The sequence below is a fragment of the Marinobacter zhanjiangensis genome, from assembly GCF_014651935.1.
Taxonomy (GTDB): Bacteria; Pseudomonadota; Gammaproteobacteria; order Pseudomonadales; family Oleiphilaceae; genus Marinobacter; species Marinobacter zhanjiangensis.
The window spans coordinates 16,861-43,559 of record NZ_BMXV01000008.1; the positions used below are offsets into that span (position 1 = coordinate 16,861).

General features: G+C 59.5%; 31 protein-coding genes and 1 tRNA gene. 20 read left to right on the top strand and 12 right to left on the bottom strand.

The features are described from left to right. Positions 1-112: 112 nt before the first annotated feature. From IE079_RS15665 to IE079_RS15685, 5 genes are all read right to left on the bottom strand, one after another. Positions 113-676 (bottom strand): DUF1285 domain-containing protein, encoded by a 564-nt coding sequence (locus IE079_RS15665; RefSeq protein WP_189577743.1) that lies wholly within the window; start codon positions 674-676, stop codon positions 113-115. A 111-nt stretch (positions 677-787) separates the two neighbouring features. Further along, entirely contained in the window at positions 788-1,240 is a 453-nt protein-coding gene (locus tag IE079_RS15670; protein WP_189577745.1) for a SixA phosphatase family protein, read from the bottom strand. Positions 1,241-1,242: 2 nt separating this feature from the next. Continuing rightward, complete coding sequence (locus tag IE079_RS15675; protein ID WP_189577747.1) at positions 1,243-2,328, bottom strand: NAD(P)H-dependent glycerol-3-phosphate dehydrogenase; 1,086 nt, start codon at positions 2,326-2,328, stop codon at positions 1,243-1,245. 63 nt (positions 2,329-2,391) lie between these two features. Beyond that, positions 2,392-2,883, bottom strand: coding sequence for an STAS domain-containing protein (locus IE079_RS15680; RefSeq protein ID WP_189577748.1), 492 nt, complete (start codon positions 2,881-2,883; stop codon positions 2,392-2,394). Between the two features lie 51 nt (positions 2,884-2,934). Beyond that, a complete protein-coding gene (locus IE079_RS15685) occupies positions 2,935-4,179 on the bottom strand; it encodes a PP2C family protein-serine/threonine phosphatase (RefSeq protein WP_189577750.1) in 1,245 nt (414 codons plus the stop codon). A gap of 132 nt (positions 4,180-4,311) precedes the next feature. Between IE079_RS15685 and IE079_RS15690 the strand changes: the two genes are divergently transcribed. Then, on the top strand, positions 4,312-5,790 hold the full coding sequence (locus IE079_RS15690; protein ID WP_189577752.1) for an HD domain-containing protein: 1,479 nt from the start codon (positions 4,312-4,314) through the stop codon (positions 5,788-5,790). Here the strand turns inward: IE079_RS15690 and IE079_RS15695 are convergent. Beyond that, the gene (locus IE079_RS15695; RefSeq protein WP_189577754.1) at positions 5,765-6,823 is read right to left on the bottom strand and encodes an NAD(P)/FAD-dependent oxidoreductase; all 1,059 of its coding nucleotides are present in this window, start codon (positions 6,821-6,823) and stop codon (positions 5,765-5,767) included. The genes IE079_RS15690 and IE079_RS15695 overlap by 26 nt on opposite strands. A 97-nt stretch (positions 6,824-6,920) precedes the next feature. On the opposite strand from IE079_RS15695, the gene IE079_RS15700 reads away from it, so the two are divergent. The 10 genes from IE079_RS15700 to IE079_RS15745 all read left to right on the top strand — a co-directional run bounded on the left by IE079_RS15700 (position 6,921) and on the right by IE079_RS15745 (position 15,416). After that, positions 6,921-7,874: an acyl-CoA desaturase gene (locus IE079_RS15700; RefSeq protein WP_189577755.1), complete on the top strand. Its 954-nt coding sequence runs from the start codon at positions 6,921-6,923 to the stop codon at positions 7,872-7,874. Beyond that, positions 7,871-8,347, top strand: a complete 477-nt coding sequence (locus IE079_RS15705; protein WP_189577757.1) for a nuclear transport factor 2 family protein — start codon at positions 7,871-7,873, stop codon at positions 8,345-8,347. The genes IE079_RS15700 and IE079_RS15705 overlap by 4 nt, the downstream gene beginning before the upstream one ends. Beyond that, positions 8,344-9,141, top strand: a complete 798-nt coding sequence (locus IE079_RS15710; protein WP_189577758.1) for an SDR family NAD(P)-dependent oxidoreductase — start codon at positions 8,344-8,346, stop codon at positions 9,139-9,141. Before IE079_RS15705 ends, IE079_RS15710 begins: the two co-directional genes overlap by 4 nt. Next, a complete protein-coding gene (locus tag IE079_RS15715) occupies positions 9,138-10,403 on the top strand; it encodes an NAD(P)/FAD-dependent oxidoreductase (RefSeq protein ID WP_189577759.1) in 1,266 nt (421 codons plus the stop codon). Before IE079_RS15710 ends, IE079_RS15715 begins: the two co-directional genes overlap by 4 nt. Next, positions 10,400-11,338, top strand: a complete 939-nt coding sequence (locus tag IE079_RS15720; protein ID WP_227712549.1) for a DUF1365 domain-containing protein — start codon at positions 10,400-10,402, stop codon at positions 11,336-11,338. The genes IE079_RS15715 and IE079_RS15720 overlap by 4 nt, the downstream gene beginning before the upstream one ends. Next, positions 11,326-12,606 carry an SAM-dependent methyltransferase gene (locus IE079_RS15725; RefSeq protein ID WP_189577760.1) on the top strand — a complete coding sequence of 427 codons (1,281 nt, stop codon included), beginning with the start codon at positions 11,326-11,328 and terminating at the stop codon, positions 12,604-12,606. The genes IE079_RS15720 and IE079_RS15725 overlap by 13 nt, the downstream gene beginning before the upstream one ends. A 6-nt stretch (positions 12,607-12,612) precedes the next feature. After that, the gene (locus IE079_RS15730) at positions 12,613-13,128 is read left to right on the top strand and encodes a DUF2878 domain-containing protein (protein ID WP_189577761.1); all 516 of its coding nucleotides are present in this window, start codon (positions 12,613-12,615) and stop codon (positions 13,126-13,128) included. Then, the gene (locus IE079_RS15735) at positions 13,125-13,877 is read left to right on the top strand and encodes a hypothetical protein (protein ID WP_189577762.1); all 753 of its coding nucleotides are present in this window, start codon (positions 13,125-13,127) and stop codon (positions 13,875-13,877) included. Before IE079_RS15730 ends, IE079_RS15735 begins: the two co-directional genes overlap by 4 nt. Positions 13,878-13,949: 72 nt before the next feature. Next, positions 13,950-14,762 carry an exodeoxyribonuclease III gene (gene xthA / locus IE079_RS15740; protein ID WP_189577763.1) on the top strand — a complete coding sequence of 271 codons (813 nt, stop codon included), beginning with the start codon at positions 13,950-13,952 and terminating at the stop codon, positions 14,760-14,762. An 18-nt stretch (positions 14,763-14,780) separates the two neighbouring features. After that, on the top strand, positions 14,781-15,416 hold the full coding sequence (locus IE079_RS15745; protein ID WP_373296220.1) for a TetR/AcrR family transcriptional regulator: 636 nt from the start codon (positions 14,781-14,783) through the stop codon (positions 15,414-15,416). A gap of 4 nt (positions 15,417-15,420) precedes the next feature. Here IE079_RS15745 and IE079_RS15750 read toward each other — a convergent pair whose 3' ends face one another. Then, on the bottom strand, positions 15,421-15,891 hold the full coding sequence (locus IE079_RS15750; protein WP_189577764.1) for a phasin family protein: 471 nt from the start codon (positions 15,889-15,891) through the stop codon (positions 15,421-15,423). 413 nt (positions 15,892-16,304) lie between these two features. Here IE079_RS15750 and IE079_RS15755 point away from each other — a divergent pair, with 413 nt between their 5' ends. The 9 genes from IE079_RS15755 to IE079_RS15795 all read left to right on the top strand — a co-directional run bounded on the left by IE079_RS15755 (position 16,305) and on the right by IE079_RS15795 (position 22,405). Beyond that, entirely contained in the window at positions 16,305-16,742 is a 438-nt protein-coding gene (locus IE079_RS15755; protein WP_189577765.1) for a YeeE/YedE family protein, read from the top strand. A 19-nt stretch (positions 16,743-16,761) separates the two neighbouring features. Continuing rightward, the gene (locus IE079_RS15760; protein ID WP_189577767.1) at positions 16,762-17,187 is read left to right on the top strand and encodes a DUF6691 family protein; all 426 of its coding nucleotides are present in this window, start codon (positions 16,762-16,764) and stop codon (positions 17,185-17,187) included. Positions 17,188-17,305: 118 nt separating this feature from the next. Then, entirely contained in the window at positions 17,306-17,740 is a 435-nt protein-coding gene (locus IE079_RS15765; RefSeq protein ID WP_189577768.1) for a protein tyrosine phosphatase family protein, read from the top strand. 85 nt (positions 17,741-17,825) lie between these two features. Then, positions 17,826-18,923, top strand: a complete 1,098-nt coding sequence (gene hemH, locus IE079_RS15770) for a ferrochelatase (RefSeq protein ID WP_189577770.1) — start codon at positions 17,826-17,828, stop codon at positions 18,921-18,923. Positions 18,924-18,967: 44 nt separating this feature from the next. Then, on the top strand, positions 18,968-19,714 hold the full coding sequence (locus IE079_RS15775; protein WP_189577772.1) for a 5-oxoprolinase subunit PxpA: 747 nt from the start codon (positions 18,968-18,970) through the stop codon (positions 19,712-19,714). An 8-nt stretch (positions 19,715-19,722) separates the two neighbouring features. Continuing rightward, positions 19,723-20,439, top strand: a complete 717-nt coding sequence (pxpB, locus tag IE079_RS15780; RefSeq protein ID WP_227712551.1) for a 5-oxoprolinase subunit PxpB — start codon at positions 19,723-19,725, stop codon at positions 20,437-20,439. Beyond that, positions 20,436-21,419, top strand: coding sequence for a 5-oxoprolinase subunit C family protein (locus IE079_RS15785; protein WP_189577776.1), 984 nt, complete (start codon positions 20,436-20,438; stop codon positions 21,417-21,419). Before pxpB ends, IE079_RS15785 begins: the two co-directional genes overlap by 4 nt. Before the next feature lie 114 nt (positions 21,420-21,533). Beyond that, a tRNA-Ser gene (locus IE079_RS15790) sits at positions 21,534-21,624 on the top strand. A gap of 286 nt (positions 21,625-21,910) precedes the next feature. Continuing rightward, complete coding sequence (locus IE079_RS15795; protein ID WP_189577777.1) at positions 21,911-22,405, top strand: PDZ domain-containing protein; 495 nt, start codon at positions 21,911-21,913, stop codon at positions 22,403-22,405. Between the two features lie 203 nt (positions 22,406-22,608). Here IE079_RS15795 and IE079_RS15800 read toward each other — a convergent pair whose 3' ends face one another. From IE079_RS15800 to IE079_RS15820, 5 genes are all read right to left on the bottom strand, one after another. Continuing rightward, complete coding sequence (locus IE079_RS15800) at positions 22,609-22,977, bottom strand: hypothetical protein (protein WP_189577778.1); 369 nt, start codon at positions 22,975-22,977, stop codon at positions 22,609-22,611. A 12-nt stretch (positions 22,978-22,989) separates the two neighbouring features. Beyond that, positions 22,990-23,982 carry a major capsid protein gene (locus IE079_RS15805; protein ID WP_189577779.1) on the bottom strand — a complete coding sequence of 331 codons (993 nt, stop codon included), beginning with the start codon at positions 23,980-23,982 and terminating at the stop codon, positions 22,990-22,992. Positions 23,983-24,117: 135 nt separating this feature from the next. Next, entirely contained in the window at positions 24,118-24,660 is a 543-nt protein-coding gene (locus IE079_RS15810; RefSeq protein ID WP_189577781.1) for a hypothetical protein, read from the bottom strand. A 12-nt stretch (positions 24,661-24,672) separates the two neighbouring features. Beyond that, positions 24,673-26,061 carry a phage terminase large subunit gene (locus IE079_RS15815; protein WP_189577782.1) on the bottom strand — a complete coding sequence of 463 codons (1,389 nt, stop codon included), beginning with the start codon at positions 26,059-26,061 and terminating at the stop codon, positions 24,673-24,675. Further along, on the bottom strand, positions 26,051-26,455 hold the full coding sequence (locus IE079_RS15820; RefSeq protein WP_189577784.1) for a hypothetical protein: 405 nt from the start codon (positions 26,453-26,455) through the stop codon (positions 26,051-26,053). Before IE079_RS15820 ends, IE079_RS15815 begins: the two co-directional genes overlap by 11 nt. Positions 26,456-26,699: the final 244 nt, after the last annotated feature.

Here is a 26,699-nt window from a genome sequence, read left to right on the forward strand (position 1 = left end):
GGGCCTCGTTAGAGAGCCGGGCTCGGTAACAAGATCGAAAATACAGTTTAACAAGTGTCAGACTGACTTTTCTACCGTGTTACCCCCAATGGTGGAGACGCCCGCCGGGATTTCAACCGTTACTCACTTCAAAAAACTCTCCACCGCTCCAGACACCCAGAACCGGGCTACCGTTGACATTGCGCTCCACCAGAAGATCCGCCAGCTCGTAATAGGCGGCCGTCACCAGCCGTGCTTCCAGCCCCCGCCGGACATGAACCACCGGGCGCGGGCTGCCGTCACTCTGGTACACGCCGACTTCCAGCGGGTGTTCGCTGCCCAGCAGCAACTTCTCGCCAACGTTGGTGGTAACGGCCAGCAACTGCTGTTCGCCCTCACCTTCCACTTCCAGTGTATGCGCCAGCAACGGCGTGTCTTCAACCTGGATGCGCCACTTTTCGACCGGCGTGATGAGGTAGTACTCGCCGTCTTCTTCTCTGCGCAGAATGGTGGCGAACAACCTCGGAACGGCTTCGCGTTGCATCGGTTTGCCCTCGTGATACCAGGTGCCGTCCCGGCCGATCCGAATATCAATATCACCGGACAGCTCGGGGTTCCACTTTTCGACAGGGGGAAGTGAACCGCTTTCGCGGGCGGCCTTTACCTGTTCCTCAAGACGCTTGGTGTCCTGGCTCATAACGGATTCTCCTGATGAATACGGGCGTCAGATTCGAGAGTACGGATATGACTGAAGGATGGGGGCGGAAACCGGTTCTTGCAAGATCGTCGGCAGCCAGTGGCGGCAGGATCAGGGCAGGAACTGCGCTTTCAGGTCGGCACAGCCCGGCCCGACCACGGGTAAATCCAGAACCACGGCCTGACTTGTCATGAAAGGAATGCCACGGCGATGACCATCCACGAACAGGGTTGCCAGTGCGCCCACCAGCGGCATGTGGGACACGATCATGAGGCGGTTCGCAGAGGATTCCTCCAGAAGGGCATCCAGGCACAGACCGGGGTCATCCTCGGGGGTCAGAAACAGCTTTTCCGTTACCCGGCAATTGAGGATCTCGGAGGCAATCGCCGCGGTCTGACGTGCACGGACCAGGGGACTACACCAGATTTCCCGGGGACGCCATGAGGACCTGGCAATCTGCCGAGCTACCATGGCACTGCCATTGCGGCCAGCCTCGGTCAGCTCCCTTTCCTGATCAACCGTATGCCAGCCCGCCTCACCGTGGCGCATCACCAGCAGATACATGCTCAGCCCTGCCCCGACAGGGTTCTTGGCAGAATGAACTCCACATCGGAATTCTGTACCGCGGTCATCAGACCATTGATGACGGCCCTGATAGACGCGCCACCATAGAGAATGTCGTAAAGCCCCTTCACCAGTGGCATGTAGATGCCCACGGACTCGGCTTTTTCCTTGACCAGCAACAGCGTATGAATGCCTTCGGCCACCTGCCCCAGCTCCGCCACGGCGTCGTCCAGCTCTGCTCCCATGCCAACGGCATAGCCAACCCGATAATTCCGGCTCTTGGATGAAGTACAGGTCACCACCAGGTCGCCTATACCGGCGAGCCCCATGAATGTCATGGGGTTGGCGCCAAGGCTGACCGCAAAACGACTCATTTCCGCGAGACTGCGGGTAAGCAGCATGGCGCGGGCGTTTTCACCCAGATCGAGGGCGGCAGCCATACCGGAGACAATGGCATAGATATTCTTGAGGGCACCAGAGAGTTCCACGCCATAGACATCAACGTTGGCGTATACCCGGAAATAGTCGCAGCCCAGCAGCTCCTGCACCGTACGCCGCATCTCCGGATCCTTGGCCGCGATCACAGTGGCGGTCAGCTCCCGGTTGACGATTTCCGCCGCCAGATTGGGCCCGCTGAGTACACCAATACGGGTTCGCGGCACTTCCTCCTGAAGGATCTCGCTCATGAGCTTGAAGCCCTCACGCTCGATACCCTTGGTGAGGCTGACCACGATCTGCCCGTCGGTGAAATCGCTGGCGTGGGTCCGGATAACCTCGCGGAATGCCTTGCTGGGAATGGCGACAAACACCGCTTCCGCATCGGCCACCGCGCTGGCAAAACTGGTGGTCGGGTGGAGGTCGCCCTCGATCTCGACACCCGGCATATAGCGGCTGTTGGTGCGCTGTTCAATCAGTTCGAGGACCTGGTCCTGGTTCCGCATCCAGAAGTGGACGGTGTGGCCCTTTTCCGCCAGCACCTTGGCCATGGCGGTACCAAAACTGCCACCGCCGAGGACGGCAACCGAGCGCTTGCCTTCTGATGATGCCGGGGGAGATTGCCCGTCGCCGGGCCGCGTGTTTTCAGACATAGAGCTTCCGTTTCGGCCCTTGGTGACTGTGTGGGGCGTTGTCGTTTTTTCCAGCCCGTGGACTCAGCCCGTGTCCTCGCACTCCAGGGCGCGCACCAGGTTGTGGAATTCGTCCCGGTTGCGGCTGTTCAGGCCCATCAGCACCCGGTGGGCGTCCAGTACCTTGTCCCGCACTTCTTTTTCGCTGGCACGGAGAACGGGGATTTCCTCAAGTTCTTCGATGCGGGAGGCAGGCTCCCGCAGGATAATGAATATCCGGTCGAACCCCATGGACGTAATAATGCGGGTAATATCCGGATTGGTGGAAATCAGCGTCGGCAGAAATTGACTCTTTTTCTTGGCCGCCATGGCGATCTTGGCCAGTAACCCGAGCGTTGTGCTGTCAATGACCTCGGTTTCCGTCAAATCGATTACCACGGTCTTGAACGCCGGATCAGAGGTAATGGATTCCACCAGATTGTCCAGCGTCGAGCACAGGTTAAGCCGGATTTCTCCGATGAATTTGAGGACGTAAATCCCCTGCTTCTCAGCCTGCAGAATCTTGTAGCCAGCCATGTCTTCTACTGCCAGTCGTTCGACAAAACGGAAACGCCTGATGAGCCCTGCTCACCCGGCACCCGCCGGCTTCTTCCCGGCATCAGTGACAGATACGCCCTGAAGATCGCTATCGGTCACTGTCACATCAGTTACCGACACCAACGCGATATCGTCTGGCAGCTCTGCTTTCTCGTCAAGGTGCAGAGCCTCACTCAGCGATGCGATAGTGTGACGGCCTCCCGATACGAGTTCAAGTAGTTGCTGTTCCTTTTTATCCAGGTTCGCCGCGTCCAGCACCTCGAGCAGGCCGTCGGAGAACAGGAACAGGTGAAAAGGTGCCGGAAGGGACAGTTCATACTCTTCCCACTCCGGCTCCTCGAACAGCCCGACCGGCAGGCCGGTGCCTTCCAGGAACCGTGTTTCACCACCCTCGACCGAAATCATCGGCATCGGAAAATGTGCCCCCACAGCGTAACGCAGGGTTCTGGCGGAGGATGAGATGATGCCCACAAATACGGTGACATGTTTGCCAAGGCCGGTGTCGAGCAGTTCCGAGTTGATCCGTTGCAGGAACCGCTCCGGGTAGAGAATGTCGTCAGACGAACCCCGGCGCAGATTGCGCTGAAGCCGGTTGGTCAGGTTCTTCAGCAGCACCGTTACAAAGGCGGAACTCGCGCCATGGCCCGACACATCGGCGATGTAAATCAGTGTCTCATCGTCGGAAATGCGGAAATAGTCCAGAAAATCACCGCTCAGGTACAGTGACGGTTTGATCATGTGGTCAAGGGCCAGGCCATTCAGCATGACGTTGTGGTCCGGCAGCATCTTCATCTGCACCTTGCGCCCCGCCCGCTGGTCGGCCCTCAGTTCGGAGATACCCTCGCGCAGGTCGGTGTTTGCCTCTTCCAGCTCCTGGCGGTACAGGCGATTGAGCCTGTGTACCCGCACCCGGTCAAACAGGCGCCCCAGCACGTCTTCAATCGCCGACTTGTCGGTGACCGGCTTGAGAACAAAATCCACGGCGCCAGCGCGCAGGGCTTCAATAACCTCGGAGGCTGTGGTGACATGGGAAAAGGCGATCAGGGGCAGAAAGTCACCGTCATGGGCCAGGCCGGCGGTGAGTTCGTTGATGGTTTTCGGTGGCAGGTCGGCAAAAATAACGTCCGGTGGACGGTCATCGAAAAGCTTGCGGGCTTCGGTAATACTTCCGTAACCATGCACATAAAAGCCACGTGAGACCAGGTAGCGATCAAGATCCGCTCGCGCAGCTTCATCCGGATCGATAATAAGTATGCGCTCGGTGCGCGCTGTCATGCTTCGGCCTTTATGTTTTGGTTGTGCCCTGTTCACCGTTTTTTTCATATTCAACCACGGTTTATACCGGGTATTCTGGCACGGTGCTGTGATATAACAAGTACCATATTGTTTTCCCGGCGAGGTTTAATCATGCGCAAGGCGGTCAATGATCTTCTCGGTGCCTATGACAAGATCATCATGGATCCGGTTCACGGGGGCATCCCACTCTATCGTCACGAAATACGGGTTATCGACCACCCCCTGTTCCAGCGCCTGCGCAATATCTGCCAGAACGACATTCTGAGCCTGGTATTTCCCGGCGCGACCCACTCCCGGTTTCTGCACAGCGTCGGCGTGATGCACGTGGGCGGGCGGATGTTTCGCGCAATGATCGACGCCTACCTGCGCGAGCGACAGCTGAGCGAACAGGTGGACCTGACCCTGAGCCAGCTGGATGCCATCGACTATCTGGCCAAGACCATACGACTGGGCTGCCTGCTTCACGACAGCGGCCACTCCAGCTTCTCCCACCAGTTCACCCAGGCCCGGCGCATCCACGACCTGATGGCCCAGCCGGGCCGCTTCGAGCAACTCTGGGAAGGCGCTGACTTTCACCGTTATTTCAAGGAAATACCGCCGGAACTTGAGCACGAACATTACTCCGTCCGGGTTGCCCACGATATTCTCTCCAGCATCGACCTGGAGCAGGCCGGCCTCTACCCGGAAGATGTCATGGGGATCATGGAGACCACCCAGGTGTCGCCAAGCGAGGCCTTCTGCCGCCATGCCCATACCTTCTGGGAATTCATCGCCGGCGGTGACTCGGATGCCGGCCGCCTGCGCAATGCCGATATCCCGAGGCTGGTGATGGACATGCTGTCATCCATTGTATCCGGCGAAATTGATGCCGATCGTGCGGATTACATGCTGCGGGACGGCTTCCATTCATCGGTAACCATCGGCGGTTTCAATCTTGACCACCTACTGAGCAACCTGCGCTTCGGCTGGGACACCCGCACCCCCTGGCTGGGGCTGGCCATTACCCACAAGGGACTGGGAGCATTGGAGGATTTCGTTTACAGTCGCCACCAGATGTACCGCAAGGTCTATGCCCACAAGACCGCTCTCGGCTTTGACTGGCTGCTGAGGGAAGCGATCAACGAAGCCCTGGAAGACCCCGAGATTTTCGACTGGGTAAATACCTGTCTCAGTGATATCGGGTACTTCGCCGATCTGACGGACAGCTTCTTCTGGGAGGCCTTCCGCCGTATTGCCAGAAGACGTCCCGACAGCTATTCCCGCTGCATTGTGGACCGGGTCAAGCTGCGCCATCTGGACACCCGGGAGAACCTGAACCCGGACGAACTGGGCGCGCACCGCCACTGGTTGGCCCGGGAACTGTCCCTGCCCCCGGGGGATGTGGTTACCTGCACCATGCGGGCGAAGTTTTCACGCATCGGCGAAAGTTTTGACGGTATTCAGGTTCTGGTGAGGGACCCCATAACCCGCAGTCGCCGGCTACAGCGCATCAGCGATGTCAGCGCCTTCTTCAGCAAGTTCGCCGACGGTACCATCACTCACTTTTACCTGCGGCCCAGGGAAATTACCGGGCAGTCAGCTCGGCACTGATCAGGCCGTCCGACTCCAGACGACGAATCAGCCCGTTGGCGCTGTTGAAAGCGCCTTCCACGCGCCCGCCGTCGAGCCAGTCGCCCGCCAGGGCGATGTTCCGGTCGCCAAACCAGAGGTGGCCGGGCGCTGTTCTCGCCCGCGGCTTGGCATAAAGCCAGCGGTGAACCAGAAAGTCATCCGGTTGCCCGGTAGCGCCAGTGCAGCGCAGGAACTCCTCCAGTAACTGGTCCCGGACTTGCCGAGGGTCCAGTTCGGTATTGGCATCGGACCAGTCCGGGTCACCGTGAAGCACCCACCATTCACCCTCGTCCGTACGCCCGGGCTTGCTGGAGTTGTTGGCGGCCCAGCTCAGCAAGGCGCTGCGGGGCATCAAGCCTTCAACGTCGGCGCCGGCGCCCCGGGGAAAATGAACCACGACCGTCCAGCATGCCTGCATGCGACTGATCCGGATGTTGAGGTCATCCGCCACGTCCGACAGCCCGCTGTCTGTCAGCAGGTCAACGGTCTGAGCCGGTGGCGGTGTCAGCACCACGGCGTCATAATCACCATGGACGCCACCATCAGTATCGGTCAGTTGCCAGAGTTCCCGCTCATCCCGTTGCAGACTGGCAACGCGGACACCCGCACGCAGGTCCAGCCCCTGAGATATCGCCCGGGTGATTGCGGACATCCGAGGAACACCCACGTACCGCTGTGCCGGGCGCATGTCCTGCCAGATGCCCTGGTCGTTCTGGTAGCGGAAACGCCCCTGCCACTCCCCCCAGCTGGCCTCACCGGCGTACTGTTCAAGAAACTGGCGGAAAGCAGGATTGCGAATAGTAAAGTACTGGGCACCGATATCCGCCGAGCCGCTGGCCGGGTCCGGCAGTCGCTTGGCGGCCATGCGACCACCGGGGCCGCGGCTCTTTTCGAACAGCGTCGCCTCCAAGCCCAGGGCAAGCAACTCCCTGGCGGCCACCAGACCCGCAAGACCTGAACCAACAATCGCCACCCGACGTAAAGGTGTCTGAACATTCTGACAATCAATCATGATTTATTGTGCATCCGAAACATTGGTTACCAGCGTACCTTTTGGCGCAGCCATCGCTGCCTGACAATTCAATACCACTGAACAGGGTTGTATCTGCATGACCAGAGTCTACTCGTGGCTCACGAACATTCTGAGATGGTTCGATTCGGAAGCCGGTTCGGATCAGCTTGATCATTCGTCGCGACAATTCAATCTGCTGAGGGTGCTGCCATTCGTTGCCCTGCACCTGGCGTGCCTGCTGGCATTCTACACCGGCGTCAGCGCCTTCGCGGCAGGCTTTGCCCTCGCCTTCTTCGCCATCCGTATGTTCGCGATTACCGGCTTCTATCATCGTTACTTTTCCCACAAGACCTTCCGCACCGGCCGCGGCTGGCAATTTGTATTTGCCCTGCTGGGTGCGTCTGCGGCGCAGCGCGGCCCGCTATGGTGGGCGGCCCACCACCGCCACCACCATCAGCACTCGGACCGGGAGGAAGACCTGCACTCCCCCCACCAGGGTGGCTTCTGGTGGTCGCACATGGGCTGGTTCACCTGCGATGCAGGCTTCCGCACCGAAGAACGCCGCGTCAAGGACTGGCTTCGCTATCCGGAACTCCGCTTCATCAACCGCTTTGACGCGCTGGTGCCTGGCGCCTGTGCCCTGCTTATTTATCTGCTCGGCGAGGCCCTGGCGGTCTGGGCACCGGGGCTCGGCACCAATGGCCTTCAGCTGCTGGTGTGGGGCTTCTTTATTTCCACCGTGGTGCTGTTCCACGCCACGGTATCCATCAACTCCCTGTCACACGTCTGGGGCTCACGCCGCTTCGACACACCGGACGACAGCCGCAACAACCCCTGGCTGGCACTGATCACCTTTGGCGAGGGCTGGCACAATAACCATCACCGCTGGCCCCAGTCCGCTCGCCAGGGTTTCCGCTGGTACGAGATCGACCTGACCTATTACGGGCTCTGGCTGCTGTCCAGGGCCGGTATTATTCATGATCTCAAGCCGATACCTGAAAGCGTCCGGGCAGAAACCCGTCGCCTTGACCAGCAACGGAGAAAGCCATGAGGACGCAGCCCACATCCGCCAGCACTACCGATATTCGCGGACACGAGCCTGTCGCGGCAACCGTAGAGCGCTTTCAGCGGCTGTTCAACACCCTGTGCTCCGGCCATGTTACCGGCCTGGAGGATGTCTACAGTGCGGGCGTCCGTTTCGCCGATCCGTTTGGTGACGTCGAAGGTCTGGACCAGCTCCAGCACTACTTCGACAAGGTCTACACCAACGTCACAGCCTGCCGTTTCCAGTTCGGGGATGTCTTGATCAGTGACAATAATGCGTGCGTCGAGTGGATCATGCACCTGAAACACCCCAAATTGCGCCGGGGCCGGGAACTCACTGTCCGTGGCATCAGCCGGCTGACGGTCTCGGAGGGACGGGTAAGCTATCACCGGGACTATTTCGACGCCGGCGAGATGCTGTATGAGAATCTGCCGGTGCTTGGCTCCGCCATCCGATGGGTAAGGAATTTCGCCTCATGAGCCATTTTCTCGACCAGCCATCGACAATCTGGCTGACCGGCGCCACCTCGGGCATCGGGGAATGCCTGGCGTACCAGCTGATTGGTGACGGTCACTCCCTGGTGGTTACCGGTCGCCGCCAGCAAGCCCTGGACGAGCTGGTCCAGCGGGCACCGGAACGTGTCACGGCCGCCGCGGCGGATACCACGGATACCGACCAGGTCAGGCACGCCGCATCCGCCCTTGACGAGGTTGATCCGGTGGATGTGGCCATCCTCAACGCTGGCACCTGCGAATACCTGGATATCCGGCAGTTCGACAGTGAACTGATTGGCCGCAATATCGACACCAATGTGATGGGAACCGTTCGCTGTATCGAACAGGCCCTGCCGCGGCTGAGACGCACCCGTCGTCTGGGGAAACCGGCGGCGCTGGTGATTGTGGGCTCCTCGGCCTGGTGGTTTCCGTTTACCCGGGCGGAGGGTTACGGGGCGTCGAAGGCCGCGCTGGCCTATCTGGCCCAGTCCCTGCGGGCGGACCTGGCCCGCGAGGGTATCGAGGTATTCCTGGTGTCACCCGGTTTCGTGAAAACCCCGCTGACCGACCAGAACGACTTCCCCATGCCCTTCCTGATCCAACCGGAGGATGCCGCAAACCGCATCATAAAGGGCCTTAAAAAAGGCCGTCATAATATTGAATTTCCTAAACGTTTCACCTGGACCATACGACTGCTTGGTAACCTGCCCCAGGGGTTGATCGACCGTATGGCCGCCCGTATGGCCCGCGAGTCTTCCGAGGAAAACCGATCAACATGAGCACAACGCCCCAACGCATTGCCGTCGTCGGCGCCGGCGTCTCCGGCCTGACCGCCGCCTGGTTGCTGTCGGAACATCATGATGTCCAGCTGTTCGAAGCCGGCAACTATGCCGGCGGCCATACCAATACCCGCATGGTCGAGGCCGGCGGACAGCAGTGGCCGGTGAATACCGGCTTCATCGTGTTCAACGACTGGACCTACCCAGGCTTTATCCGCCTGATGGACCGGCTGGGAGTGCCCTTTGAAGCCAGTGACATGAGCTTCAGTGTTGACGCACCTGCCAACGGGCTTCAGTACAACGGTACCAGCCTCAATACCCTGTTTGCGCAACGCAGGAACCTGGTCAACCCGACATTCCTGAAGATGGTCCGCGAGATTCTGCGATTCAACCGCCAGACCCGCAGTGACCTTGAGGCCCGGCTGCTGGACGACTCGGAAACCCTGGGCCAGTACCTGGACCGCCACAAGTTCTCCCGCTATTTCCGCAACCACTATATCGTGCCCATGGGCGCCGCCATCTGGTCAGCACCGGAGATGGTGCTGTCGCAGTTCCCGATTCGTTTCTTCCTGCAGTTCTTCAACAACCACGGCATGCTGTCGGTGGACGATCGCCCTCAGTGGCGGGTAATTACCGGCGGCTCGGCCCGGTATGTCGAGCGCATGATGGCGCGCCTTGGCGACCGCACCCACCTGGACAGCCCGGTGGAACGGGTGACCCGGCAGGCGGATGGCGTCACCGTCAGGGTGAACGGTGAGAATCTGCCATTCGATCAGGTGATTCTGGCCTGCCACAGCGACCAGGCCCTGGCGATGCTGGGCGACGCCACCGATGACGAGACCGACATCCTGTCCGCCATCCCCTATCAGAACAATGACGTGGTGCTGCACACGGACAGCTCGGTGTTGCCGTCAAACCGACGGGCATGGGCGGCCTGGAACTACTACCTCCCGCGGCAGCCAGACCAGCCGGTATCGGTGACCTATAACATGAACATCCTGCAGAACTTCCATACCGCTCCAGAAACCTTCTGCGTCACCCTGAACCGTAGCCAGGACATTGATGAAAGCCGCGTGATTGAACGCTATACCTACGCCCATCCGGTGTTTTCCCTTGCCGCGGTGGCTGCCCAGGATCGCTACCATGATGTGGGTAACCATAACCGCACCCACTTTTGCGGCGCCTACTGGTTCAACGGTTTCCATGAGGACGGCGTGCAAAGTGCCCTGAGGGTGGCGGATGCTTTCGGGGTATCGCTGTGAGTGAGTCCGCCGTGCGCTCCAGCAGCTGGCTCAGCGGCACGGTTCGCCATCGCCGTCATTCGCCGGTGAACCACGAGTTCAGTTACCGCACTGGCATGCTGGCGCTTGATCTGGACGAATGGAATCACTTCGGGGAGGTCAGCCCGCTGGTGTCGGTCGGTCACTTCAACTGGCTGTCGCTGCACCGCCGGGACTACCTGGACCCCACCGTGCCGGACCTGCGCCAGGCGGTGGCCGACCGGGTCGAAACCGCGACCGGCTGGCGGCCGGATGGTCCGGTCGAGCTGATCACCCATCCGAGGCACTTCGGGTATGTGTTCAACCCGGTCAGCTTCTACTTCTGTTACCGCGCCGGCGAGCGGCCCTCGGAAGGTGCGGTACCCGCCGTCATTCTCGCCCAGATCACCAACACACCCTGGCATGAGCGCCATCTTTACTGCCTTCATGTCGGCGACGATGTCATCGCCACCCGCCAGGGCTGGCAAACCGTCAAGGCAGGGTTCACCAAACGGTTCCACGTATCGCCGTTCAACCCCATGAACCAGAGCTATCAGTGGACCTTCAGTTTCCGTGGGCCCGAACTGCGCATCCACATGAACGTAAACCGCCCGGCCACCGATGAACAGGCCGCCGGCCGGGTTTTCGATGCCACCCTGGTGGTCCGGCGCACCCCGGTAACACGTAAGACTATTCACAGCAGCCTGCGGGCGTTTCCGGTGGAATCCTTCAAGGTAGTTGCCGGCATCTACTGGCATGCCCTCAGGCTCAGGCTCAAAGGCGTACCGTTTCACAGCCACCCGGACAAGCTGCCCCACGACCACCCCCAGCGGGGACTGGGCCGCGAGGACCGGGGCATGGAACCGGTAACGCCCGATGAATCCGAACACCTGTCGGCGGGTACAACCCCCACGAGGATCAGTTCATGGAGAACATAGAAAACGCTTCCACGACCACCACCGGCGCCAGCCTGCCCGTTGCCAGCCGCTGGGCCCGGAAAATCGTGCTTGGTCAGCTCCGTCAACTGGGTGCCGGTCAGCTGGTTGTCCGTGAATCCGGTGTCACCGATCAGGTCTTCGGTGACGGCGATACGCGCTGGCCGCTGGCACAACTTGATGTCCATGACCACTCGGTATGGCGCGATCTGCTCACCGGTGGTGGTGTCGGTGCAGCTGAAGCCTTTGTTGCCGGCGACTGGAGTACCCCGGACCTGACCGCACTGTTGCGGTTCTTCACCCGCAACGTGGACACCATGAACGCCTTCGAGGACCGTTTCAGCTGGCTCACCAAACCCGCACTGAAAGGCCTGCACTGGCTGAACCGGAACACCCGGGACGGTTCCCGCAAGAACATCTCGGCCCATTACGACCTGGGTAACGACCTGTTCAGCCTGTTCCTGGACCCGACCATGATGTATTCCTCGGCGGTCTACCCCCGCGAGGACGCCACCCTGGACGAGGCCGCCACCTACAAGCTGGACCTGATCTGCCGCAAACTGGACCTGCAACCGGATGACCGGGTGATCGAGATCGGTACCGGCTGGGGCGGTTTCGCCCTCCATGCGGCAAAGTATTACGACTGCCATGTCACCACCACCACCATTTCCGAAGAACAGCTTGCCCTGGCCAGGGCAAAAGTCCGCCAGGAAGGCCTCGAGGACCGCATCACCCTGCTGTTCGACGACTACCGTGACCTGGAGGGCCAGTTCGACAAGCTGGTATCCATCGAGATGATCGAAGCGGTTGGCCCCCAGTTCCTCGACAGCTACCTGAGCCAGATCAGTGCCCTGCTCAAGCCCGATGGCCTGGCACTGATACAGGCGATTACCATGCCCGAGCAACGCTACCAGCGGGCCCTGAAAAATGTGGATTTCATCCAGCGTTACATTTTTCCGGGCAGTTTCATCCCTTCGTTCGGAGCAATACTGGAATCGGTGCGCGCGGAGACGGATATGGTCATGACCCACGCCGAGGATTTCGGTTTCCATTACGCCCGCACCCTGCGGGACTGGAGTGACCGGTTCCATGCCAGCGCCGGCGAGCTGAAGGCCCGGGGCTACAATGACGACTTCCGGCGCCTGTGGCACTTCTACTTCGCTTACTGCGAGGCCGGGTTCCACGAGCGGGCCATCGGTGTTAACCAGATACTGCTGGCCAGGCCCGAAAACAAGCGGCCACACCCGGTGGCTGACCCTTTGCGGGCCTGAATCACCATGTCCTCCGCCACCACCCTCAAGCTGCTGAATTTCCTGTTGTTTCAGGCCGGCTGGCTGGCCTGTGTACTGCTGACCAACAGCTGGGCCTTACTGATAGCGACCGGGGTGCTCGCTTTTCACCTGACGGTGGTCAGCGCACGGCCCGCTGCGGAGGCACGGTTCATTCTACTGGGAATCGTGCTGGGCTCGCTGGTGGATGGTCTCTGGTTCCGCTCCGGCGTAATGCAGGACGGCACCGGGAGTGCATGGACCCCGTTGTGGCTGATGGCCATCTGGGCCCTGTTCATGACCACCCTGGCCCACTCTTTGGCGTGGATGCACCAGCGAATCTGGCTGCCCTTCGTGCTGGCGCCTGTCGCCGGGCCATTTGCATACCTGGCCGCCAGCAAACTGGACGCCGTCACCCTGCCCGAAGGTACGCTGTCACTGGCGGCGCTGGCCGTGGGCTGGCTGGTTATCTTCCCGCTGCTGATGGCGATCCAGAAACGCTATTTTCCGGAGACACTCACATGAGGTACCTGACCAGTGTGGCGGGCATTGTCGGCGCGGTACTGTCATTCCAGCCACTGGCCCAGGAGCCGGACCTGACTTTCCGTGGCGTCGCAACGGCCCTCGAAGGCGACCAGACCCTGTATCAGGAACGGCACCGAATCAGCGGGACCTGCGAGGACGGCCAGTGGCGCCCGCAGCAACATCGGGTTGACTACCTGCGCGACGATGCCGACGAGCCCTTTGCGACCAAAGCACTGGCGTACCCCTCAGGTCTGCTGGTGCCCGAGGTGGACTTCCGCCAGCCGGAGTTCGACGAGCGCCTGCGGATCTCGGTCAGCGACGAATCCCTCGAGATCCGCTGGTCAGCGGGCGGCAAAGGGGATGAGCGCTGGACCCTGGATAACACCGGGGATCTGGTGGTGGATTCCGGTTTCGATCATTTCATCCGCAAACACTGGGCCACACTGACATCGGGAGAGGCCGTGGAATTCCGCTTCCTGGCGCCGACACGGGGCGAGGCCTACGGATTCGTGGCGGAACCCGCCGCCGAGCCGATCGAGGGCGCGGATCACAGTTTCCGCATACGGCCCACCGGGATGATCATGCGGTTGGCGGTGGACCCTATCCGGCTGGGCTACCGGGACGACGGTTTTCTCACCCACTACCAGGGCCTGGGCAATATCCGCAAGAATCAGGACGAGAATTACCAGGTAGCCATACGCTACTCCCCCAACTCGGCACCGCCCTGCGCTCTGATTCCATCTTCATGACTCTGCCTTGGCCTGCCGGCTCGCTGTGGTAGACTCCCAGCAGCATCTCCGGCGAATGGCAGAACCAATTCCATGAAAGTTGTTTCCTTTAACGTCAACAGCATACGTATGCGCCTGCATCAGTTACAGGTGGTGATTGATGAGTTCAATCCGGACATCATTGGCCTGCAGGAAACCAAGGTCAACGACGACCAGTTTCCGGTGGCCGAGGTGGAAGCCATGGGCTATCACGTTCACTTCCATGGCCAGAAAACCCATTACGGTGTTGCCCTGCTCTCCCGGCAGGTGCCTGAGGCGGTTGGCATGGGTTACCCGTGGGACGGGGAGGATGCCCAGCGACGCCTGATTCACGGCCGGTTTACCATCAACGGTGAAACCGTCACCGTTATCAACGGCTATTTCCCCCAGGGCGAAAGCCGCGACCACCCGATCAAGTTCCCCGCCAAGGAAAAGTTCTATCAGGACCTCATACGGCTATTGGATGACCTGACAAAGGAAGGCGGGCATATCCTGGTGATTGGCGACATGAACATTTCGCCCACGGACCGGGACATTGGCATCGGGGCGGATAACGCCCGGCGCTGGCTGCGTACCGGTAAATGCAGCTTCCTGCCGGAGGAGCGGGAATGGATGGCGCAGGTGGAAAGCCGTGGCCTGACCGACGTCTTCCGGCACCTGCACCCGGACGAAGACAACACCTTCAGCTGGTTCGATTACCGCAGCCGGGGATTCGAACGCGACCCCAGGCGGGGCCTGCGCATTGATCTGATTATGGCCAGCGAGGGTCTGCTCGCCAAAGCCAGCGACGCCGGCGTGAGCTATGACATCCGGGCCATGGATAAACCGTCGGACCACTGCCCGGTATGGGCGTCTTTTGATCTGTAGATTGCCAGGGCCCGGGAGATGGTGGTGAAGGTAAAAACCCGTGACAGGATACTCACCACCAGCCTGGCCCTGTTCAATGAGCTGGGGGAGCCCAACGTCACCACCCTGCTGATCTCCGATGAAATGGACATCAGCCCGGGCAACCTCTATTACCACTTCCGCAGCAAATCGGACATCATTGGCGAGCTGTTCGGCCAGTACACAGCCGAGATGGATGACCTGCTGGCCATCCCCCCGGACGTGGAGGTCAGCCTGGATCAGCTGGGCTTCTTCCTTCACCTGCTGTTTGAAACCCTCGAGCGTTACCGCTTTCTCTACCACGACCTGGTCAATATCATGTCGCGATACCCGGATCTGAAGAACCGGTTCCGGAAGATTCTCAGCCGCAAGGGAAAAGGCTTCCGCAGTCTCTGTGACAGCCTGACGCGACAGCGCCTGATGTCACTGGACCAGTCATCCCTGGATGCACTATGTGAACAGCTGACGCTGACGGTTTGCTACTGGGAAAGTTTCGACAGCCTGAAGGAACTGGGCAACCGCAACGCCATGGACCCTGCACGGGGGGTGTATCAGGTGTTCTACCTGCTGATGCCGCACCTGACCGAAAGCGCGGCCGGGGAACTCACGGTGCTGGCACAGGAATACCGGCGGTAACCGGCTACTCCTCCTCATCCGAGCCGGGTAATCTTCCTTGAATGGACCGGGGGGCCGCTTCCTGCTGCTCAGCCAGTGCCTGCTCCAATTCGGCGACCCTTTGCTCCAGCTGCTCCAGATCTTCGCGACGGGGAATGCCAAGGCGCCTCAGAGCACCGGCCACCCGTTCATCAAACAGGGTTTCCAGGCGATCCCAGGTGCCGGTGGCACGGTCGCGCACGTCCTCGACCCGGTGCTCCACGGCCTTGACCTGTTTTTCTACCAGGCCACGGGTCCTGGTCTCGATCTCCTCACCCTCATGAACCAGGCGTTCGAAGAAACGACCGGCGTCCTCTTCCGCCTTGGTGTAGGCGCCCAGTCCCGCCAGCCAGATCTGCCGGGCGGAATCACGAATACGACCGGCCATCTGCGAATCATCTTCGGCCTTCGTGGCCGGGGGCTGGGGCGACTTCGAAGGGCGTTTTCTTTCAGTCATAAAAAACTCGTTCTTCCGGGGGTAAATACTGTACTCCCAGTCTATTACATCGGCCACGACAAATCATTGAGCAGCCCCCAGTTCAAACAAAAGACACTTTAACTATAAGAGTGCTATTTATATTCAAAAACAGTTTCAGAGAAGCGCTCCATTTTCTTGAACTGTTCAATTTATGGTCAATACTGATACTGACCGTCATCGCTGATGGCGGTTTGTCTGGAAGTCTTTCATGGATACTACTCGCACGCCTCTGCCCGGCCCCTGAGCCGGGCTTTTTTGTGCGCAATGGCCTGATCTGCCCGTCGCGATCCAATCCCCGTACATTTAACTATTTGTTCTATGCTTAGCATCATTTAGTATATGCCCTCAAAAGGGCGTCTCCCGTACGCCGCAAATCCTGACAGGAGGGCCTCATGATTGATATTGCCTGGAACCAGTTCACGCCCTGGTCCGCCCTTGCCGGCGGGCTTGTTATCGGGGTGGCAGCATCCCTGTTCGTATTGTTGAACGGCCGCATTGCCGGTATCAGCGGCATACTCGGTGGGCTGCTGACGCCGGTCCGGGGCGATGTGGGCTGGCGCATCGCCTTCGTGGGCGGAATGATCATTGCCCCACTGGTCTGGGCACTGTTCAGTACTCTGCCCCCTATTGAGGTCAAGGCCGGTTATCCGCTCATTATTGTGGCGGGTCTGCTGGTGGGCTTCGGCACCCGCTACGGTTCCGGCTGCACCAGCGGCCACGGGGTGTGCGGGCTGTCGCGCTTCTCACCGCGTTCATTGATGGCCACGGTCGTCTTCATGGCGGCGGGCTTTGTCACCGTCTACCTGATCCGCCACGCCCTTGGCGCCTGACGTAACCGGAGGAGTCTTTATGCGTTATACACTTGCATCCCTTGTTGCAGGCTTTGTGTTCGGCTTCGGCCTGTTGCTGTCCGGCATGGCCAACCCCGAAAAAGTGCTGGGTTTTCTCGACCTTTTCGGTGCCTGGGACCCATCCCTGGCACTGGTAATGGCAGGGGCCATTGCTGTCGGCGTTATAGCCTTCGCCATAGCGCGGCGGCGCCACCTGTCCTTCCTGGGCTTTGAAATGAAACTGCCATCAGGCAACAACATCACCTCCCGGCTGGTGATTGGCAGCCTGTTATTCGGCGCGGGCTGGGGGCTCGCCGGTTTCTGCCCGGGCCCGGGGCTGGTTGCCCTCGGTGCCGGCGAACTCAAGGCCGTGGTTTTTGTCATTGCCATGATTGCCGGCATGGGTCTGTTCCAACTGGCCGAGAGGCCGCAACAATCACCCTGATAGTCATCACCCTGGCCAGGACCGGCTGTGCAGCCCGACGGATTTCTGTAGAATTCCCGCAAGAGACAAGGCCCTGAAACGGGAAAGGTCATCAGCAGCAACCGAGAGATAGCAGCCCATGGATATTCGCAAGATTGACGACTCGATTTCCGTTGCTCCCCAGATCACCCCGGAGCAGGTGGCGGAGATCGCCAGCATGGGGTTCAAGACCCTGGTGGCCAATCGCCCCGACCATGAGGAGCCCGGTCAGCCTGCCATGGCCGACGTGGAACAGGCCGCTCGCGAGCACGACATGGCATGGGTTTATCTGCCGGTGGAATCAGGCAACATCGTCGATGACGATGTGGACGCCTTTGCAGAGATGTTCGAGCAGGCCGAAAAGCCCGTACTGGCATTCTGCCGGTCAGGTACCCGCTGCAGCGTGCTCTGGGCGCTGAGCTCCGCCCGTTATACGCCGGTCGAACCGATTATCCAGCGGGCCGGACAGGCCGGTTACGACTTGCGGGGACTGATTCCACGGCTTCAGCAACAGGCTTCGTCACACCAGGATTGATCCCGGCCGGTGGCGGCACCGTATACACGGGCCTTGCACGACCCCCAACCCATTCACCGCACGCTTCCCGAGGAACACTGGCCCCATGAGCTACAAGGGTGAGGACGAATTCCGCCACGACCAGCCATCACGCCTGGGCATACTGGTTACCAACCTGGGCACACCGGATGCCCCCACTACCAGCGCACTACGCCGTTATCTGGCGGAGTTCCTGTGGGACCCCCGGGTGGTTGAGGCCCCACGCCCGCTCTGGTGGCTGATTCTGCATGGCATTATCCTGCGAATCCGCCCATCCCGCTCCGCAAAGGCCTACAAGTCCGTGTGGCAGCCCGAGGGCTCGCCCCTGCTGGTCCACACCGCCAATCAGTGCGAAGGCATCCGCGCCGCCCTGCAGCACAAGTACGGTGACAACCTGGTCGTGGGCTTCGCCATGCGTTACGGCAACCCCTCCATCAGCAGTGTGCTGGACCAGATGCACAGCCAGGGTGTGCGCCAGCTGCTGGTGCTGCCACTATACCCGCAGTATTCCGCATCCACATCGGCCTCCACGTTTGATGCCATTGCCGCGGATTTCAGCAAACGCCGCTGGCTTCCCGATTTCCGGTTTATCAGTCATTACCATGATTTCCCGCCCTATATTGAAGCCATGGCAAGCCATATCGAGGAGCACTGGCACCGCAACGGCCGCAAGGACAAGCTGATCCTGTCCTACCATGGTGTTCCGCGGAAATACCTGGAACGCGGCGACCCGTACCACTGCGAATGCCACAAGACGTCCCGGCTGCTGGCCGAGCGCCTTGGCCTGTCCGCCGACGCTTACATGACCACATTCCAGTCCAGGTTCGGGCGGGAGGAATGGCTGCAACCCTATACCGACGAAACCCTGAAGTCGCTGCCTTCCCGGGGCGTTGAGTCGGTGGATGTGTTCTGCCCCGGGTTCTCCTCCGACTGCCTTGAGACCATCGAGGAAATCAACGAGGAAAACCGTGAGTACTTCATGGAGGCCGGGGGCAAGAGCTTCGAATATATTCCCGCCCTGAATGCCACCGACGGCCACATTGATGCCCTGGTGCAGCTGATCGAAAAGAACCTGGAAGGCTGGGCGGCCCCCTCCAATGACCCGGCGGCGCTGGATGCCCGCAGGGAGCGCGCGGAAGCAGTCAGAGAGCAGCTTGGGTGGTAGACTGGTAGCAACAGACCAGAGCAAGCCCTGACAGGAATGCTGCAATGAAACTGAACTGCGACCTTGGCGAGAGTTTCGGTGCCTGGACCATGGGGCAGGACGAGGAAGTCATGCCCTATATCGACATGGCCAATGTTGCCTGCGGCTTCCATGCCTCGGACCCGTCCATCATGGCGCGGACCGTGACCCTCGCCCGGAAACACGGCGTGCAGATTGGCGCCCATCCTTCCTACCAGGACCTGGCTGGCTTTGGCCGCCGCTCCATCCAGCATACGGCAGACGAGATCCGGGGGCTGATCTGGTATCAGCTGGGTGCCCTGGAAGGTATCTGCCGGGCCCATGGCACCACCGTAGAGTATGTCAAACCCCACGGCGCCCTGAACAACGACATGATGCGGGATGCCAGCATACTGCAGGCCGTGATGGAGGCCGTGGCCGCCTATCACCACCAACTGCCGCTGATGATCCCGGCGACGATTCATGCAACGGAGCACAGCGCCCTGGCCGACAGGCTCGGCCTGCCCCTGATCTTCGAGGCCTTTGCCGATCGCGCCTACGACGATGACGGCCGGCTGGTTCCCAGGAACCAGCCCGGGGCCGTTCACAACGATCCGGATACCATCGTTGCCCAGGCGATGACGCTGGCCAGCCAGGGCGGTCTTTACGGCCTGTCGGGCAAGTGGCTGACGCTGACCGCCAACAGTCTGTGCGTCCATGGCGACAACAGCCATGCCCTCGCGGCTACCCGCGCCATTCGCGACGCCCTGAATCAGCGCAATTCGACGGCCTGAGCATTATGATGGCCCACTCACATCCGGACATTCAGGCCGTTTCCGAGGATGCGGTATTGCTGTGCTTCGGCACCTCCATTGACCCGGATCTGACCCCGGTCATCACCCTCTGGTGTGATGCCATCCGTGCGCGGCTTGACGATATCCTCACAGATCTGGTGCCTTCCTACGCCTCTATCGTCGTTTACTACGAGCCTTCATTGGCAGACTTCAGAGGCGTTATCAGCCGTTTGCGCTCAATAGCCGGCAACCTGCCCGAACCGGACAACAGGCCTGCCGGGCATCAGATCGAGTTGCCGGTGTGGTATCACCCCTCGGTCGGTCCGGACCTGAAAGCCCTGGCCAGGGCCTGCGAACTGACCGTTGATGAAGTGATCGAGAAACACACCACCACCGCCTACCAGGTCTATGCCCTGGGCTTCAGCCCGGGGTTCGGTTTCATGGGTCAGGTGCACCCCGCCATTGCCCGCCCCCGACTCGAACGGCCCCGGGTCATGGTGCCCGGCGGTAGCGTTGGTATCGCAAACCGGCAGACCGCCGTCTATCCCGCGCCGTCTCCCGGCGGATGGCAGCTGATTGGCCGTTGCCCTGCACAACTGTTCAGCGAAGAGGATCTTGCAGTGTTGTCAGTAGGAGATACGGTGCGGTTCCGAGCCGTGGATCATGACACCTTCCTGTCCCTGGGCGGCGATGACACTCCCTTTACCGAAGGGGCACCCTCGTGACCGCGCTGACCGTGGCCCGGTCCGGTCCCCGAACCACCGTTCAGGATCTCGGCCGCAGTGGCTACCAGCATCAGGGCCTGTCACCGGGCGGGGCCGCTGACCTGCGCGCCTTCCGCTGGGCCAACCACCTGCTGGATAACGCCCGCAATGCGGCCTGCCTCGAGATTACCTTCGGCGGATTCGCTGCCACGGCGGACCAGCCTCTGTTAATGGCAATCACCGGCGCGGACTGCCAGGCAGCGGTCAACGGAGTGCCCGTGCCCCACTGGGGCATATTTGCCATGAATCCGGGAGACCGTCTGCAGCTTGACACTCCCCGCAGCGGGCTGCTCACCTACCTCGCCGTTGCCGGTGGCTGGCAGACCCGGGAATTCTGCAATAGCCGTTCATGCGTGGTAAGGGAGGGCCTGACAGGGCTTGGGCCAGTGGAAGACGGCGTCACCCTGCCTGCTGACAAGCCGCCGCCCGGACTGGATGTGGAAGGCTACCTTCAACGTGTTGTCCCCGTGGATTTCAGACCTGCCGACGGGGCCGACAAAACGCTGAAAGTGATACCGGGGCCGGACCTGAGCGATTTTCACCATGTCGATATCGCCCGCTTCATTCACTCGCGCTATCGCATCGGGGAACAGTCGGATCGCATGGGCTACCGGCTGGAGGGGCCGGCACTGGCTTCCCGCGGAGGCGTTACCTCCCGGGGCGTGTGCTGTGGCACCGTGCAGGTGCCCGGGGATGGCAAACCCATGGTGCTGCTCAACGACCGCCAGACGATCGGCGGTTACCCGGTACTGGGAACCCTCCCGCGGCTGGATTGTAGCCGCCTGGCCCAGAAAAGGCCCGGTGAATCGATCGGTTTCCGCTGGTCGGACGTGGCCACCTGTCAGTCGGAGCACATGCTGTTCGAGCGCCTGCTGAACACCAGTGCATGGCGTGCGGACGGGTCCCTGGACTGTCGCTGGTCGGAGGACTGGTGCGGGTAAAAGGACAACCCCGGCCCGGAACCAAAAGCTCTGATTTAACCGGGCGTTGACACACCGGAACATTCCGGTATCATGCTCGTCGCTGTCGCAATGGCAGTGAGAATATGGATAAACGGTGGGCTGGCAGAGTGGCTGAATGCAGCGGTCTTGAAAACCGCCGAAGGTTAGTAGCCTTCCCGGGGTTCGAATCCCTGGCCCACCGCCATTTACCCTTTTAAATCAAGGGGTTACAGACAAAATCAAGCAAGACCTTTCATTAGACCTATCAACCGCTAAGTGCTCAAAAGATGAGCAAATCGGTTAACTTCTGAACAATCCTTTCTAAACCGTAATATTTCCAAAGTTGTGCAGTGGCACCATCTCCAGATAATCCCGCTGCGTCATGGATAGTCTGGCCGTTCCCTACATTCTGTTAATTAGCCAAAACTGTAGCCTTCCTTCCCATATCTAGAATAAGCTAACGTCAACTCACAATGTTAAAAGGAGGTGGCATGGCTGTATTGAGTATTAATTCGGTGCATGAAAATGGAGCGGGCGAAAAGATTGGCCTAAAGGTTGGGGATATCGTTGTAGAGGCGCACGGGACTGCCGTTAGTTCCCTGCCTGATTTGCGCAAGGTCATGAACGCAGAAGAAAATAGGAAAAGCCCCCTATCCTTGAAGATCGAGAGAGCCGGCGAACCGCTTGATTTAAACCTCACTGATCCTGCCCTATCTCTAGATTGCTACGTCAAAGAGCTATCTTGGTCAGCAGCGGCCTCGGTAGCAGCGTCTACCAGCAACAAAAATAACGCGGTGAGCCATAGCGGCGGCGGACATATACCGATTCTTGGAATACTCGGTCTAGTTTTACTTTTTATCGGTGCTTACTTTCTATTCCTCAATCACAGCGAGACAGTGAACTTTCATAGCTTAGGCATCGGCCAGACATTGGCCATCGTTGGCAGCATTTTCATTGCGGCTGAATGGCGGCCTCGCACCAAGTAGGCTAACGACGTCCCGTTTATAGGCGGCCCTCCCCTAGCTTGTGTTGATCTAGAATCCACCAGGTTCAGGCCATTGCGTTGATAACAGCCAGCGCCACGCGCCAATACTGAAATCTTAATGTAGACAGGGCTCTAATATTGGCATGTATATTTCCGGGGCATAGTTATTGCTTGTTATGCAATACCCACACCACCTAGCAATATCTATGCCTTATTTTGGCTCCTGTCCATCCGCTCGCACCACGTTATAAAGCCGTTACTGAGCCACTGCGGGTCAATCTCACACATGAGGCAGCAACGGCGGGTCATTGGCCCGGCACGGCATACATCATCAAAGGCGGCTTCAAGGGTGGTGCTGTCTGCGGATAGGCCGGACATCCCCCTGCCCCGCCAGTAAGCGCGGGCATCATCCACCAGGGACGCCAGTGCAGCAGCCCACAAGCGGCGCTCTGCCAGGCCAGCATCATTGCCGTAGTCGATAGGACCAAGGGGAAAGGGTGCCGCCGGTGAGCCTGCCACGTACCCACCGGCGGCGTTGTTGCGCTTCAGATCGGGTGAGGTGATTCCCGTCATCAGCGCGAACTCTTACAACGTGTGCTTCAGGAAAACCATCGGCACGGCTTTACGCTCGATTGAGCGCGTCCAGTTGGTCGCATCGGCCAGTTCTGCAATGGTCGGGCTTTCTCCGACAACGGCAGTATCAGACCAGCTAAAGCCAAGCGGATGCACGGCCAGGTTCACGCGACTATGAAGTACCTGCTGGCCACCACCGTTACCGGATGAAGGCAGGTTTTCCACTTCGGTGCCGTCTGCAATCCGTGGCGCGCCCATGGCATAGCCTACCGCACCCGCTCCGAAAAGAACGGTTGTGTAGGTGTCATCGGTGCCGGTCACTTTTGGCAGTGATTCATCCATCACCACCGCCAGCCCTCGGAAGGTCGGCATGGTCAGACTGCCCTGGGAATCTGGAATAAACTCGATCAGGTCAGCTTTCAGTGCCAGACGATAGGTGTCCGGGTGCATACCAATGGCAGACAGCGTATCCATTGCATCGCCCATGGTGCCAGCGGCATCAATGACGGCGGCGGCGCTGAATGTCGAGTTGGTTTCGGCGGTAATGTCCAGAATCATATCCCCGCCATCATTGGCCAGGTTGCTGGCTTCAATGCCTTGCAGGGTTGATACCAGGCGCTTCTGAACCTGCCGGTTCCAGTAGGCCACCACGCGGTTCTGGATGCGCGTCATGGCATCATCACCGGCGATCTCTGAGGCCAGGTTCATGGTTGACCAGGAGCCATGCAAAAACGACTTGCGCACCTTCTGTTTGAAGCTGCCGATCTTGTTCGGGGTGGACTCGATAGCAGGATCATCGTTTACAACGTCCGCTTCATCGTCTGCCAGATCCAGCCAGCCGGGGACGGTGAACGCATGAGCGCCAGCGGTGAGCTGATCTTGCATCACGGCGTTATTGACCAATACACCAGACTCAGCCAGGGCGGTACGTACCATGCTGTTCTGAATGATGTAGTCGGTAAATTTAACGGGTTCGATTACGTCTGAAAGTCTTACTACGGCCATAAGAATCACCTAGTTATGGAAACTATTTAAGGTTGATTCTCGGCAAACCACGGGTTTGGGAGAGTTGCGCCACGGGCGCGAAAGGGTCAGCCGCCGCACCACCAGGGCACGGCTAACTGATTGATTAAATTATACTCAATTCAGCCCGAAACGTCTAGCGGGCGCGCTTTCGGATTGGCCCCCGGTCTGAGTAGTGCTTGCGGAAGTCCCGGCCCCTGTCGCACCACCACCAGTGGCCCCTGATCCTTTAATCATCGCCCGGATGCTGGGTATCAACTTACTCTCGGCAATGCGTCTAATGCCGTCCTGATCCAGCTTCACCGGCACCAGATCATTCTGGCCCGTTGCCTTGTTCGGGATCTCAAGTTGCAGGGGGTCGCCGGTTTCTCTCGATACTAGGGCGTCACCTTCGCCAATATCGTAATGGTGCGTAATTTCACGCAGGAGGGTTTCAGCCATGTTCGGCATGGCGATTTCTTCCAGCATGTTCTGGCGGGGTAGCTCTACCGTCACACGCTGCAATTCTGCTTTGGCCTCGTCCCGTTCTTTCTGGGCCTGTTCAAGCTCTGCGGTTGCAGCCTCGCCGTCAGCCTTGGCCTTTCGTTTCTCGCCTACCAGCTCGTAATTTTTGGCCTTCAGCTTTTCGATTTCGTCTTTCAGTTGCTCAACTTCGTTCATGGTGTCACCTCGTCAGAATGAAAACTCTACGTGCGGGAGTGGTTGGTAGCCGGTCAGGGCATAACGGCAAGCGTCTGCGGCATGATCGGCGGCGGTTGAATCCACATCTTCCGGTTTACGGGGATCTCTGGGCAGCGCGGGGACGGTCTGCCACCACACTTGGCAATTACGGGACACATACAGGCCAGGCCGGTCTGGGCTTCCAGCATCGGCAAGCATACGGCGCATGATCTGCCAGCCTGCCAGCCGTGAGCCCTTGCGCGCTTTGGTGAACGATACGCCAGCCTTGCGGAACTCATCGCCGATGGTGCCGGATTGGGAGCCGGTGTTATTGAATATCGCATCATCCGCGACGCCTCTGGGGGAAGCGCGCCATTTCTTGCACATACTGATAATGCGGTCTGCCTGATCCGGCACGGTCAGCCCTAAGCCCTGATTCAAGTCGTCTGGGCTTGTGGTGGTTTCCTCATCCACCAGGACAACGGAACCTTTCGGGTAAAAGTAACCATCCGGGCCTTCCGCGCCTGGGGACTGGGCACACAGATACGTGACAGACGGCGCGGCGCTTCCGAAGTCGTGAGCCAGGTATATCTTCCAGCGGTCGGTGTCCCATTGGTCCGGCAGGGGTAGCTCTGGCCATGGCTCGATTCTTACTCGCTGCTCATCAATGACTGAGCTGAAGTAGGCACCACGCAGAACAGACCAGTCACCCTCAAGCCATGCGCGGCCTAACTCTGGGTCAGTGGCACACGATGCCATCAGGTTCTTGGCGTAGCGGTCGCGGTCGATGAACTCGTTATCCCGGTAGGTGCTGGCAATGGACACAAAATCAAAACCAGTGGCCTCGTCAATGTACGGCTTCCATGGCTCTTTCAGGGCGTATCGGCGCACCAGCCAGGCATGGCCCACGCCACCGGGGTTGGCGATCAAGATAAAACGTGTGGGGACGCCAGCAGGGGCGCGCAATGATGACCTGAGCCGGTCCGTTAGTGCTGGACTGGCATACTGCCCTGCCTCATCCACGGCGATATGGGAGAAAGACTTGCCCTGATACTTTGCAAAGTCGTTTTCTCTTTCGAGCTGATCCAGTTGGACGGTCGCGCCATTGGGCAAGGTGAAGCGGTGTTTCTGGCCATCAAACCGGAGCTTATCGCCATACACTTTGGTGAAGTAGGAACGGAACTCTGCCTCAAGATCCTGAAGGCCAGGAAACGACTTACGCACCACCAGACAGCGCGCCTCGTCTCCATGCTGCTCACAATGACGCAGAAAGATAGCGGCAAGCGTAAACGTCTTACCACCACCACGACCACCACCTAAAAACAGATCAAACGCTTCCGGCACTGCCATGGCCTGAGCCTGCCAGGGGCTTAACTGGTCCGGGCGTTGTTCAGTTGCCATCGGTCAGCCGCTCTTGTTCGACCTGTACTGACTTCAGGTACTCGGCAGGGTCAAGGGCTTGCGGTAGGTTGAACACCACACTGACGCGCTCTGAGGCACCCTTAGGCTGCTTCTCTGTCATCCCGTGACGGACTGCCAGCAACGTCTGAGCAGCTTTGGTGTCACCCTCCATAGCACGGGCGTACATCGCGCCTAAGAGCTGATCCCGCTCCACTGCCAGGGCGTTGTCCCATATCTCTTTACTGGGCTTATGCTCGGCAATGACGCGCCTGAATTGATCCAGGGGCATACCCAGTGCCGTTGCAGCAGCAGATTCAGACAGCAGACCGTTTGCCGCCATAGACTCAAGATGGTTCTTTGCACCAGCGGGGAGCTTTTCAAAGGGTCTGGCCATGGTTACGCCTCGTTAAACCTTATGGAAAGTAGGGTTATTGTCTCAAAAACTAAACCTAGTTGATAGGTCTAATGATACGTCTAGGTAAAAACAACTCTGAAACAACCGTGGTTTGTGCCTGGGTGGTGGTGTAGTTAACCGCCATCATCGTTTTTAGGTGGTCTGCGGTCTGTAAGGGGAAATGGTTTTCAGCCGTCTAACAAGATCAGGTCACTGGGTCTTGGCGGTATGAATCCGCCAGCCC